The sequence below is a fragment of the Chryseolinea lacunae genome (assembly GCF_016735595.1).
GTDB classification, from domain to species: domain Bacteria; phylum Bacteroidota; class Bacteroidia; order Cytophagales; family Cyclobacteriaceae; genus Chryseolinea; species Chryseolinea lacunae.
The window spans coordinates 238,508-251,149 of the sequence record NZ_JAERRB010000011.1; the positions used below are offsets into that span (position 1 = coordinate 238,508).

The 12,642-nt window shown below is 52.4% G+C and carries 10 protein-coding genes and 1 pseudogene; 5 read left to right on the forward strand and 6 right to left on the reverse strand.

The window, feature by feature from the left end; genetic code table 11:
• The first annotated feature begins 3 nt into the window (after positions 1-3).
• The 5 genes from JI741_RS25465 to JI741_RS25485 all read left to right on the forward strand — a co-directional run bounded on the left by JI741_RS25465 (position 4) and on the right by JI741_RS25485 (position 8,144).
• On the forward strand, positions 4-3,174 hold the full coding sequence (locus JI741_RS25465; protein WP_202014331.1) for a SusC/RagA family TonB-linked outer membrane protein: 3,171 nt from the start codon (positions 4-6) through the stop codon (positions 3,172-3,174).
• A 3-nt stretch (positions 3,175-3,177) separates the two neighbouring features.
• Positions 3,178-4,659, forward strand: coding sequence for a RagB/SusD family nutrient uptake outer membrane protein (locus tag JI741_RS25470; protein WP_202014333.1), 1,482 nt, complete (start codon positions 3,178-3,180; stop codon positions 4,657-4,659).
• 22 nt (positions 4,660-4,681) lie between these two features.
• On the forward strand, positions 4,682-6,106 hold the full coding sequence (locus JI741_RS25475) for a PKD domain-containing protein (RefSeq protein ID WP_202014335.1): 1,425 nt from the start codon (positions 4,682-4,684) through the stop codon (positions 6,104-6,106).
• An 85-nt stretch (positions 6,107-6,191) separates the two neighbouring features.
• Complete coding sequence (locus tag JI741_RS25480; protein WP_236676266.1) at positions 6,192-7,310, forward strand: family 16 glycosylhydrolase; 1,119 nt, start codon at positions 6,192-6,194, stop codon at positions 7,308-7,310.
• A gap of 54 nt (positions 7,311-7,364) precedes the next feature.
• Entirely contained in the window at positions 7,365-8,144 is a 780-nt protein-coding gene (locus JI741_RS25485) for a glycoside hydrolase family 16 protein (protein ID WP_202014337.1), read from the forward strand.
• A gap of 109 nt (positions 8,145-8,253) precedes the next feature.
• Here JI741_RS25485 and JI741_RS32885 read toward each other — a convergent pair.
• The 6 genes and pseudogenes from JI741_RS32885 to JI741_RS25515 form a co-directional block, all read right to left on the reverse strand.
• Positions 8,254-8,448, reverse strand: a pseudogene (locus JI741_RS32885) (transposase); the annotation flags it as partial.
• Positions 8,449-8,733: 285 nt separating this feature from the next.
• Positions 8,734-9,009, reverse strand: coding sequence for an NHL repeat-containing protein (locus tag JI741_RS33150; protein ID WP_369411859.1), 276 nt, complete (start codon positions 9,007-9,009; stop codon positions 8,734-8,736).
• A complete protein-coding gene (locus JI741_RS25500; RefSeq protein ID WP_202014341.1) occupies positions 9,006-9,395 on the reverse strand; it encodes an NHL domain-containing protein in 390 nt (129 codons plus the stop codon). Before JI741_RS25500 ends, JI741_RS33150 begins: the two co-directional genes overlap by 4 nt.
• Positions 9,340-9,915: an IPT/TIG domain-containing protein gene (locus tag JI741_RS25505; RefSeq protein ID WP_202014343.1), complete on the reverse strand. Its 576-nt coding sequence runs from the start codon at positions 9,913-9,915 to the stop codon at positions 9,340-9,342. The genes JI741_RS25500 and JI741_RS25505 overlap by 56 nt, the downstream gene beginning before the upstream one ends.
• 1,062 nt (positions 9,916-10,977) lie before the next feature.
• Complete coding sequence (locus JI741_RS25510) at positions 10,978-11,808, reverse strand: ThuA domain-containing protein (RefSeq protein WP_202014345.1); 831 nt, start codon at positions 11,806-11,808, stop codon at positions 10,978-10,980.
• Between the two features lie 261 nt (positions 11,809-12,069).
• A complete protein-coding gene (locus JI741_RS25515; RefSeq protein WP_202014347.1) occupies positions 12,070-12,624 on the reverse strand; it encodes a YegJ family protein in 555 nt (184 codons plus the stop codon).
• Positions 12,625-12,642 lie beyond the last annotated feature (18 nt).

A 12,642-nucleotide genomic window follows, 5' to 3' on the forward strand; every position in this document is an offset into this window, starting at 1 on the left:
CGCATGAAAACAAAACTACTGGCGCTCTTCTTCCTGATGCTGTCGCTGGCCTCCTACGGGCAAACGGCCTTGCGGGGACAGGTGACAGACGAAACCGGCCAGGCTTTGCCTGGTGTTAACGTCCTTATTAAAGGAACCTCCCGCGGTGCGGTGACTGATGTTCAAGGCACCTATGTGCTCAGCGAAGTGCCCAACGACGCTGTGCTGGTGTTCAGCTTTATTGGCTACCTCACCCAGGAAATTGCCGTGGCCGGCAAAACTTCGGTCGATGCCAAGCTGGCTCCCGATGTGAAAGCCCTCGACGAGGTGGTGGTGATCGGCTACGGCACCAGCACCGTGAAAGAACTGACCGGCTCCGTGTCGAGCGTGAGCGGCAGCAAACTCACCTCGCTCAACCCCGTGCGCGTAGACCAGGCCCTGCAAGGCCAGGCTGCCGGTGTTCAGATTTCCACAGCTTCGGGTTCGCCCGGCGGGGCACTGAACATCCGCATCCGTGGACTTTCTACCAACGGCGACAACAACCCGCTGGTGTTGGTTGACGGCGTGCCCTATTCCACAGAAGGGCTCAACGCCCTGAACCCTTCGGATATCGAATCCATCAACGTGCTGAAAGATGCCATGGCGAGCATCTACGGTGTGCGCGCGGCCAACGGGGTGATCATCATCACCACCAAACAAGGCAAGCGCAACGCAAAACCCGTCATCGAATTCAACGGCTATGTGGGATCGCAGGAAACCACCAAAAAACTCGACCTGCTGTCGGCACGCGAATATGCAGTGTTGAAAAACGAAGCCTATGCGGCCGGTGGTCAGACACCACCCTTTGCCAACGTGGACCTGGGCAAAGGCACCGACTGGCAAAGTGAAGTGTTCAAGAAATCGCCCATCGCGAACTATAACCTGAACATGACCGGCGGCTCCGACAAAAGCACCTACGCTATTGGCGGTTCCTACCTGAACCAGGAAGGTATTGTGGGCGGCGACAAAGCATCGTATCGTCGCTACAACGCACGTGTGAACTTCACCACCGACATTGCGCGCAAGCTCACCTTGCAAAACGTGTTGTTGTTTACCAACGAGCGCAGAAGAACATTGCCCGAAAACGGCATTGCATCGGTGCTCTACAACACCACCAACGCTTCCCCATTGGCCACCGTGAGAAATACCGACGGGCAATATACCTACCTCGAAGAGTTCAGCGACATCATTAACCCGCTGGCGCAGATGGCCAACACCTATAACGAAACCGGTGTGAACAAACTGGTGGGCAAGCAGGAACTGAACTACAAGATCAACGACAATTTTGAAGTGACCGCCCGCATCGGCTACAACTACGCCAACGTGTCGACAAAAACATTTTCGCCGCTGGTATACTACGGATCAGGCAAGGCACAAAACACGGCGACCAACGCTGCGCTGGTGCCCGACTCGATCTCGCTGTATTCAAAAGAAATTGACTCGGTTCGCGTGAACGGTCAATGGACCAAGGTGAGCGCGAGCTATAAAATTCCCCGCCTCAACAGCGTGACGGAAACCGAGCAAACGTTTTTCAACTACAACGCCGAAGCCTTCCTGAACTATAACCGGAACTTCAGCGATGTGCACCATGTGAAAGCCACGCTTGGCATTTCCTACTTTGGCGATCAGGGCAAGAGCCTGACGGCAACGGCCTATAACATTCCCTACAACTCCAACGACTTTGCCGACATCTCGGCAGCCGATGGAACAAACCTGCTCAACAACACATCGTCGTATCAATATCGCAGCAGACTGCAGTCGTATTTTTTGCGGGGTGAGTATGCCTACAAGAGCAAGTATATGATTTCGGCGCTGGTGCGTCGCGATGCGTCGTCTAACTTTGGAAAGAACCATCGCTTTGGTTATTTCCCGGCGGTGTCCGCAGGATGGGTGATTTCGGAAGAACCTTTCTTTCAATCGGAGTTGCTTCAGTTTGTGAAGCTGCGCGCCAGCTATGGTGTGTCGGGCAACGACAAGATTGGAAACTTCCGCTACCGCGCATTGCTGGGTGGCGAAGGCGTGTACCCCTTCAACAACCAGTTGGTGAACGGCATCGCCATCGGAACATTGGGCAACCAGGATCTGAAGTGGGAAACCATGCACCAGACCGATGTGGGCTTCGACTTCAGCTTGTTCAACGGCAAGGTAGACATCACCACCGACTACTACGTCAAGAAAACAAAAGACCTGTTGTTTCAACCCGACCTCTCGGCCATTGGCGGAGCCTATGGTGCAGGCGGAAGCCCCCCGTGGATAAACGCAGGCGATGTGAAGAACAGCGGCTTTGAATTCCTCATTGCCTACAACGACAAGATTGGCGACGACTTCCAGTTTAACGTGAGCTACAACCTCACCACCATTCGCAACGAAGTGACGGCGCTTCCCTATGGTGTTGAGTTTATTGAAGGCGGCGCCTTTGGTGTGGGCGGCACACGTCCCACACGCATGCAGGTGGGCCAACCCATTGGTTTCTTCTATGGCTACAAGACCGACGGTGTGTATCAGACCGCACAGGAAGTTGCCGAGCGTGGCGTGAGCCAGGAAAATGCACAGCCCGGCGATCTACGCTTTGTGGATCAGGACGGCAGCGGCGACATCAACTTCAGCAACAACTCTGACAAGACCAAAATCGGTTCGCCCATTCCCGATGTGATTATGGGCTTGAACCTGGGCATGAACTTTAAAGGCTTCGACTTGTCGGGCACACTCTACGTGTCGCTGGGCAACGACATTCTGCGCAACTATGAACGCGATCAGCCGCTGGCAAACTTGCTGGCCTATCGCCTCAACCGTTGGACAGGTGCAGGTTCCACAAACACCGATCCCCGTTTGTTCACGTCATCAACCCAAACCAACCGCAACAATGTGATCTCCGACTATTTTGTGGAAGACGGTTCGTTTGCCCGCATCAAGAATGTGCAGTTGGGCTACACCATTCCTTCGGCCATCACCAAACGTGCCGGGGTGACCAGACTGCGCATCTATGTGGCAGCAAACAACCTGGCAACCTTCACCAAATACAGAGGCTATGATCCCGACATTTCTTCGCAGTTCGACAGCAACAATCCTTCGAACAGCACCTTGTCGTCGGGCATCGACTATGGTTTCTATCCCCAGGCAAAATCATTTATGGCAGGTTTAAATCTTACTTTCTAAGTCATGAAGAAATTTCTTAAAACATCGATCGTCGCCGTCGCTGCATCGCTCATGGCGATTAGCTGTGACGACTACGTGAACATCGATCCGCAATATGCGCAGGATGCTGACAACTATTTTCTCAGCCCCAGCGACTACGACAAGGCCCTGACCGGCGCCTACGATCTTTTGCAAACCTCTTACCTCGACATGTGGATTGGCGAGATCGCTTCCGACAACTCCATTGCCGGCGGAGAAAGCGTGACCGACAGCGAAGGCCTTCACCAGATCGACAACATGACGCACGGCGGCGTGAACAACGAACTGCGCAGCCTGTTCCGCTTCATGTATGCCGGCATCACCCGCGTGAACTATATCTTCGAAAACAAAGACAAGCTGGAGTTTGATGGCAAGACCCGGATTCTGGCCGAAGCTTCTTTTCTCCGCGCTTACTATTATTTCGAGCTGGTGAAATTTTTTGGCGATGTGCCCCTCATAGTAGACAAGCGTTTGTCGGCTTCCGAAATTTCGTCACAAACCCGTGTGCCCGCTGCAGAGGTGTATGCACAGATCGAGAAAGATCTGAAGTATGCCGCCGACAACCTGGCGTGGACCACCAATGTGAAAGGCAGAGTGACCAAAGGAGCGGCCCTGTCACTGCTGGGAAAAGCCTATCTCTATCAGAACAAATTCAACGAATCGGCAGAGACACTCGACAAAGTGATTGCCGAAGGACCCTACAACCTTTCCACCGACTACAGCACCTTGTTCCGCGTGGCCAGCGAAGGCAACAGCGAGACGGTGTTCGACATCGAGTATGTGGGCATTGAAGGTGGTGGCTATGGATGCTTTGTGTGTCTCGAAGGTTTTGTGGCGGTAGGCTTCCACAGCATACGCGGCTATGAAGGCCCGATCTATGCCGACGGCAACAGCTACAACCTGCCCACAAAAGATTTGTATGACGAATTTGAACCCAACGATCCACGCTTGCCCGTTGCCATTCTCGACATCGAAGACTTTAAAACAAAAGCGCTTCCCACTGTGGTGAAATATACTGTAGGCGGCGGTGGACACACCGGCTACTACAACAACAAATACCTGAAGCGTGCCGACGAGCTTGGTGCCAACGACAACGACCTGACAAGCCCCGTGAACCACCGCGTGATTCGTTTTGCCGACGTGTTGCTTATGGCGGCCGAAGCACACAACCGCAAGCCTTCGCCCAACGATGCTCAGGCTGCGACCTACCTGAACCGCGTGCGTCAACGCGTGAGTGTGAACATGCCCGCGGTGAACGCCACAGGCACAGCACTGACAACGGCGATCTATCACGAACGTCGTGTGGAGCTGGCCGGCGAAGGTGTTCACTTCTTTGACCTGGTGCGCACGGGCCGCGCGGTCGATCAAATTGCGGGCTTCAAGGCCGGCAAGAACGAAGTGTTCCCCATTCCACAATCGGAGATCGATTTGGCTGGAGCAGGTTGGATACAGAACAAAGGCTATTAACGAAATGCTGAACAATCAAACTATGAAGAAGATAATCTATAATCTTATCGTGTTGATGTGCATGGCTGCCGTGTTTGCAGCCTGCAAAGAAGATACGAACGAACTCGGCCCCGTGCCGTCGGCGTCGGATGTGGAATTTACGTTCGCGCCCAGTGCCGAGAATGACAACATCCTGAACTTCTCAAGTCCTTCGGGCTTCTTGAAAATCTGGGACTTTGGCAACGGCAAGAGCGCACAAGGCGACAACGTGAAAGGAACCTATCCGGTGAAAGGAACCTACACCGTGACACTCACCGTCTATACTTCGGGCGGCAGCGCGAAGACTTCGAAAGAAGTGGTGATTGCCGAAACCGACCCCACACTGCTCGACATTCCGGTCTATAACAAACTGACCGGCGGCAACAGCAAGCCCGAAGGAAAAACATGGGTGGTTGATGCGGCCACCAAAGGGCACTTCGGCCTTGGCCCCAAAGCCAGCACCGGCCCCGAATGGTATCAGGCAGGCGCAAACGAAAAAGCCGGCAGCGGTTTGTATAACGACAAGTATACCTTCAAGCTCGCAGGCTTCGCTTATGTGATGAACACTGCCGGCGACGTGTATATGAACGGCGGCCAGGCAGCCAACTTCCCCGGCTCCACACCCAGCCCCGTGGGCGACTTCATGGCACCCTACACCGCGCCCACAAACCTGACGTGGTCGGTGACAGACGACAACAAGTTTCTCTCCATCTCGTCAGGCGGCTTCATTGGCTACTTCACCGGCGTGAACACCTACGAGATCATGAGCCTGACCGACGATGAAATGTTTTTGAAATATTACGACAACGTGAATGGCGAGTTCGCGTGGTACATTCGCCTGATCCGCGAAGGCTATGTGCGACCCACCGAACCCGTGGTGCCCAAGGAATATAAGATCGAAGACATCAGCCAGAACTTCGACGGCGTGGGCAGCGCGAACTTCACCGGCGACTCGCAAGGTTCGATTGTGAAATACGACAACCCCGCACCCGTGCCCATCAACACATCGGCCAAAGTGGGCAAGTATGTGAAGGCCGACGGCCAGGGTGGCGAGTATGCCAACATCCAGCTTCCGCTGAAATACAGAATGGACCTGCGCGCCCGGAACGTGTTCAAGTTGAAAGTGTTTATCCCCAGCTACAACGACTACACCAAAGTGGGCGCCGAAGACTGGCAGTCGTACAAGACCTTGCAAAAACAGGTGTCGATGAAATTGCAAAACTCCCTGCTGGGCGGCAACGCCTACACCACACAGGCCGAAGTGAAGCAAACGGGTTTAGAGACCGACAAATGGCTGGAGCTGACGTTCGACTTCAGCGCCTTTGCCGACCGTGAAGATTTCGATAAAGTTGTGATTCAGATCGGGGGCGAAGCCATCTTCACAGGAGGAATTTTCTTCCTGGACGATGTGGAGTTGCTGCCGGAATAGAAGGGAAGGATTGGGCTGTCCTGCAAAGGCCGACTACGGGTTTGTCGGCGTTTCGGGACAGCCTATGTTTAAAATTTAAAACGATATGAACACGACAAGCCTCAAAAGGAACATGATTTTTTATGTGTGTTTGCTGCTCACGCTCGTTGCCTGCGGCGACGATGGCGGAGAACAACAACTCACGCTGCCCACCAATCTTCAGTTTGAAGCCAAGGCAAGCGACGCCGGAACAGGCACAGTGAGCGTGACGGCCACCGCCGACAAGGTGAACTTCTATACCATTTTCTTTGGCGACACCACACCCGAAACCGGTGTGAAAACCAACGACGGAAAAGCCTCGCACACCTATGCCACCACGGGCACCTACACCATTCGCGTGCAAGCACACACCACCAGCGATGCGTTTGTGACCCTGAGCAAAGATGTGACCGTGAAAGTAGGCACGGGCGACCTCGTGATTCCCTCCAAAGGCTACACCACCCCCGATACCTATGCGGGCATGACCCTGGTGTGGCACGACGAGTTTGAGGGCACCGCGTTGAACACCAACGACTGGACGTTCGAACTGGGCACAGGCTCCAACGGCTGGGGCAACAGCGAGCTGCAATACTATCGCCAGGAAAACACATCGGTGAAAGATGGCTACCTCGTGATTACGGCGAAGAAGGAAGACTTTCAGTCGAGCAAATACACGTCGTCGAGAATCATCACGCAAAACAAGAAGTCGTTTCAGTATGGTCGTGTAGACATTCGTGCGGCACTGCCCAACGGCAAAGGCATATGGCCCGCGTTGTGGATGCTGGGTTCGAATGTGAGCACGGTGAGCTGGCCAAAGTGTGGCGAGATAGACATCATGGAAATGGTGGGCGGCGGCAACGGCGACAAGACCGTGTATGGCACAGCCCACTGGGACAACGCCGGCGCACATGCCAGCTATGGCAACAGCAAACAGCTGAGCAGTGGCATTTTTAGCGACGAGTTTCACGTGTTCTCCATTGTGTGGACGGCGCAGAAAATTACGTGGTATGTAGACGACGTGCAGTTCAACGTGATCGACACCACACCTGCAGGGCTTGCAGCGTTTCAGAAAGAATTCTTTGTGATCTTCAACGTGGCCGTGGGCGGCGAGTGGCCGGGCAACCCCGACAGCAACACGCTGTTTCCGCAACGCATGATTGTGGACTATGTCCGCATCTTTCAATGAAACTCCTGTGGCCTCCTGAAAAAAACATTCTCTCAAAGACAACCGTAAACACTTATGCTTCTTAGAATAATAGCGCTGGCGTCGATCTACATCATGGCGTGCAGCGGAACCAACAAACAAACCCTGGTGTGGGCCGACGAGTTCGACACCCCGGGCGCACCCGACACCACCAAGTGGACGTTCGACCTGGGCAACAACAACGGCTGGGGCAACAACGAGCTGCAATACTACACCCGCGACACCCGCAACGTGCGCGTGGAGAACGGCAAGCTTGTGATCGAAGCCGTGAAGGACTCCATGGGCGGCAAGCCGTTCACATCGTCGCGCGTGCTGTCGAAGGGAAGAGGCGACTGGCTTTATGGTCGCTTCGAGATCAGGGCCAAGCTGCCCCGCGGCAAAGGCACCTGGCCCGCCATCTGGATGATGCCCACCAAAAGCAACTACGGTCCCTGGCCCCGCAGCGGCGAGATCGACATTATGGAACACGTGGGCTACGAGGGCGGCGTGGTGCACGGCACCATTCACTGCGAAGCCTACAACCACATCAACAACACCCAGAAAGAAGGCATGATGACCGTGCCCGATGCCCAGGACCAATTCCACATCTACGCCCTCGACTGGACCAAAGACAAAATGGATTTCCTGATCGACAACAAAGTGTTCTTCTCCGTGACCCGCAACCCCAAAGACAACGTTGCAGGCTGGCCCTTCGACAAACCCTTCCACCTGATCCTAAACATGGCAGTAGGCGGCAACTGGGGAGGCAAACAAGGCGTAGACCAAAACATCTGGCCCCAACGCATGGAGATAGACTACGTGCGTGTGTATCAATAACATCTTTAGGTGTAAATGAGTAATTAGTTTTATTGAGGTTAACGTTTAGATGAAAAAAGCCCCGACACGTCGGGGCTTTTTTTGTTGGATAAATGGAAGGGGAATGTTGAACGACCGCAACAGTTACTGCAACTTGCCCGTTGTCGTTTTTACCGATGCTACCAAGGTATTGGCTGCCCACACAGGCTGATTGATCACCCTTCTTTCGGAACCCAACCTCATCGACTAGAACATAAATACGTTTCTTCTGTGATCTTAATGCTACCCTGCGTAAACAGCTTTGAACAACTCGCTGTATTACCAAGGTGAATTGGTCAACATGTGATGAAACTTCCGACTATTAAAATCAGGCAAGATTATTTCAAGGGTTAAGATAATATATCCGATGCCGTCGGACGTACCTTCACCCGCTTTTTTCAAATTATGCAAACTTGACAAAGTAGGATTAGGAGTTAGCGTAACAATTAACTGGCTACTCGAATGCTATTTTGCGAACGCGACGGCTTCCGTCGTCGGCAACAATCAGGTTGCCCTTGGAGTCGATGACAATATTCGAAGGGAACGTGAAAAGGGCAACGGCAACGGGACCTTAGGCGTAGCCGGCTGCACTTCCGGCAAAAGTGCTTACAACATTAACGGAGTTCATCTTGCGGATGCGGTTATTTGTTCTATCGGCGATGTACAAGTTTCCCGCCGCATCGAAAGCCAAACCAAATGGGTTCTTAAATTTAGCCTCGTGCCCTGGGCCATCGGCCAATCCCCAAGCCCCGGCTAACGTGGTTACCAAACCCGCCGGCGTTATTTTTCGGATGGTATGACCTTCAACATCCGTCACGAACACGTTGCCATTTTTATCGAGTGCTATTCCTCGCGGTTCAGCAAATTGTGCGCCCGATCCTGTGCCGTTTTGCGAACCGAACGTTCCCCTGCAAGCGTGCTCACCAAACCTGCCGGCGTTATCTTCCGTATTCGGTTGTTGTTGGAGTCTGTCACATAAAGATTTCCGGCACCATCTACATCTATTTCTTGCGGGAACCAAAATTTCGCTGCCGACCCGGCGCCATCGGCGAATCCCTGATCGCTTCCGGCTAACGTGCTTACAACACCGTCGCTGGTTACTTTCCGAATGCGATGATTGCCAGCGTCTGCCACATACACATTCCCCAGCGCATCGATCGCCAGGCCTTCAGGGAAATTAAATTGCGCTGCCGCCCCTTTGCCATCGGCCTCGCCCGGCGTGGTACCGCCCACCCACGTCCTCCGGCGTGATCTTGCGAATGCAGTGGTTCAGCTTGTCGGCAGCATAAACATTGCCTTGTGCGTCCATGGCCAGGCCCGCTATCAATCCAAATTTTGCCTGAATGCCTGGCCCATCCTCATACCCCTCCGTGCTACCGGCAAGCGTGCTTACCCAAAGCGAAGGAGTATACTCAAACGAAGGACCGGTGACTGTTCTAACGCCGCGCTTTACTGCAACGGCGCCGGTGCCGGCTGCCTTGGGAACTTCTGCCAGCAACTGCGTGGCTGTTGCTGCGCGCACCACCGCCACCTTGCCGTTTAACGTTACTTCGTTGTCGGCCGGGTTTGCACTGAAGCCCACGCCTGTAATGGTGACAACCGTTAAATACGGACCTTTAGTGGGTGCTATCGCGGTAATCTGCAATGGAATCTCCTCCTCGTCATTTTTGGTGCACGACCAAAAAAGTGAGTTGAGGGTGAGTGCTGTGCCAAGCAAGCACAGGTACAGGAATATTTTTTCAGTATGTCTCATGGTTTTTCTTGTTTTGTGCACGATAAAAAATGGTTCTGGCCTTGTAAAATAAAAGCCCGCTACTGAAAAAAAAATTCAGTGGAATACGTATGCCTGAATGCTTCTGTGATGAGAGTGACTCAACGTAGAGGTGATGGCTAAAGGCAAGCCTTCGGATACAACAGTATAGTTGTTTTGCGACAGGGCAACGTGTCATCAACTCGATTTCAACTTCCCTTTAACGTTTTTTATCGTGTTGTCAACTAGCCAGCTATTCGGTTCTAGGGGGATACCAGTCGTTGTCGGCAGCGCTAACGACACCGCTATTATTATGATCTCGAGCAGGTCCTGATTCAATACGGTTAACCCATCATTGGCGACACGTTTTATGTGACCGTTGGTTTTACCAATTTTTAGATCCTGCTTCCTTAGACCAATCCATTCCTTTATGGTGATTGCCTTTTCATTGGAGATGATTGGTCCTTCATATTGCCTAATCATTAGGTCTAAGAATCGCGGTGAATTGCCGCAGATCGTGCTGGTAATGGTTTTCGAACTGATAGTCCAGACAGGGCGTAAAAGCCCACAAAAACCAATAGCCAGACCGGGACGATTTAGGTTGAAAAAGTGAGAAACCTGAGGGATTTTAAGGTTTCTTGTGCCTTTAGTGGGAGGTTCTAAATTTGGTATTAGAAAGTCGTGGCTGTGCTAGATTGTTTTCTCAAAGCCCATCCTGAAGTACAACCGAATTAAGGCCGTGTTAGCGAAAAATGATAGATCGGCAAAGAGGTTGGCAGATCAATTTGAAAGAATATCGTGGTCATTTTAGACCGGAATTTGGAAACTCAAATCATCTACAATCCGCGCTCCGTTATCGAGCATTTTCTTGAGCACATAGTCAGCGATTTTGTCGTCTTCAATAATTGTCATTGTGTTGTGAATACGATTCATTATGTTATAAAGATAGTGTGATGCTTTTGTTCGTACCAAAACGAACTGAGGAAGGTCTTCCTTCCACATGTGCGAAAATTCGGCGTCGATCTTGTCGGTATCGATAAATTGACGTGTTAATTTCTTATTGCCCTACCTCTTCCCCAACCAAAGCAACGCATCCAAAATAAAAGTCTCCTGCACTTTATTGTTGAACGTCAGCGACAGATCCTTGTTCGTGTGGTGTTCATAGTCGATGTCGTTGTGGCCCATGTTCACATAGACCATTTTGTATTTTTTGTTTGTCCATGCCACGGGGTAGTAGCCGCTGTGCCAGATCTCGTGGGCTTTGGGGCCGGTGCCGAGGGGGAAGCTGGTGGAGTCGATGGAGAGAAGGATGTTGATGTCGGGGTTGGTGCGCAGGTCGTTTTCCCAGCGATACCATTCGTTGGGCGACGACTTGAAGGTGGCGGGCAGGTGTTTGGTGGCGGGGTGCTTGCGGTCTTCTACACGCAATATGGCCGATGTGGGGCGCCAGGTGTTGCTGGCATATTGGCCCGAGGCAAGGAAGGTGTTGTGATACCAATCCCAGTTTTGAGGATAGTCTGATGGGGTGAGGGCAAAGCCGGCAAAGTGGAAGCCCATCCACGCGCCGCCGTGTTCCATGTAGTGTTGAAAGGCTTCGCGTTGGGCTGGTGTTTCTGGGCGGGTGTCGAGGAAAAGCACCACGGCATAGGGTTTCAGAAATTCGGTGGTGAGGTTGTTCCAGTTCGAAGTGGTGTCGTAGGTGAAGTGATGTTGCTTGGCCATCTTCTGAAACCACGGGTGGGCTTCGCGAATGTAGCTGATGTGCGCCTGGTCGCTGGTGCCGGTGAAGAAGGCAATCACTTTGAAAGCTGGTTTCTGCTGGGCGCTCAATGGAAACGAGCAAACACAAAGCAACGCGAACAGGAACAGGCGAAAGGAAGTAAGAAGGTGATTCATGTGTTGTGAGATGAAAGTTGTTGTATCGAAATAAAAACCGGATGCATTTTAAAGATACTGTTTTTCACTATGCCGCGAATGGCGGGCATGCATGATTTTTAGTGTGCGATGTGTTTTCTGTGCGTGTGTTTTGTGCAGCACACATCAACGTGCGCGATAGGCGGATGAGCGGAAAATTTTCGTGTTGACAGGGAGCGTGCGGCTGTGTTGTTAAGACAACGCCCGTGAAAAAAAACTAAAAGAATTGTGTTGTGATGTGTCTCAGTCTTCGATGATGAGACCGATCTCTTCGTCGAACTGTTTTCGTTCTTCTGCCGACATGCGGTCGCGCAGCACGCGAATGGTGTAGCCGCCCCGCAGTTTGCCGTCTTCCAGAAACATCCAGTCGCTCAGACGGTCTTTTTCTATCTTCACGGTGTCGCCGAGGCTCACGTTGGTGGTTGCTTCCGGGAGGTTATCAACCACACCATAATATTGGCCGTCCTTATAAGAGATCTCGCTGATCCAGATGTGTTCGCCGCCGTTGGGCACGTCGAACCTCATCTTCATGGAGAAACCCTGGTAGGCAGGGTTGTTGTTTGTTAGCGCCGTTTTAAATGTGTCGAGGGTTTGTATGGCTTTCGCTGTGGCGGCGTTCATACCGGCGTCGTTTTCTTCCACGCGCACAACGTCGGGTTCGCCGGCACGCTCGGTGGTTTGAGATTTTCCGCAAGCTGCGAGCAAGGCGACGATGAAGAGAATGCTGATGGTGTTTTTCATGATGGGCACAATAACGATAACCTTGTAAACATACTTATTTGACTGCGCATGTTCCATCGCCTGTTAAGTTTATTT

Excerpts from the sequence above, each read along its gene's own strand:
- JI741_RS25465 (WP_202014331.1), top strand. The coding sequence starts at position 4 with ATGAAAACAAAACTACTGGCGCTCTTCTTCCTGATGCTGTCGCTGGCC.
- JI741_RS25470 (WP_202014333.1), top strand. The coding sequence starts at position 3,178 with ATGAAGAAATTTCTTAAAACATCGATCGTCGCCGTCGCTGCATCGCTC.
- JI741_RS25475 (WP_202014335.1), top strand. The coding sequence starts at position 4,682 with ATGAAGAAGATAATCTATAATCTTATCGTGTTGATGTGCATGGCTGCC.
- JI741_RS25480 (WP_236676266.1), top strand. The coding sequence starts at position 6,192 with ATGAACACGACAAGCCTCAAAAGGAACATGATTTTTTATGTGTGTTTG.
- JI741_RS25485 (WP_202014337.1), top strand. The coding sequence starts at position 7,365 with ATGCTTCTTAGAATAATAGCGCTGGCGTCGATCTACATCATGGCGTGC.
- JI741_RS25505 (WP_202014343.1), bottom strand. The coding sequence starts at position 9,915 with ATGAGACATACTGAAAAAATATTCCTGTACCTGTGCTTGCTTGGCACA.
- JI741_RS25510 (WP_202014345.1), bottom strand. The coding sequence starts at position 11,808 with ATGAATCACCTTCTTACTTCCTTTCGCCTGTTCCTGTTCGCGTTGCTT.
- JI741_RS25515 (WP_202014347.1), bottom strand. The coding sequence starts at position 12,624 with ATGGAACATGCGCAGTCAAATAAGTATGTTTACAAGGTTATCGTTATT.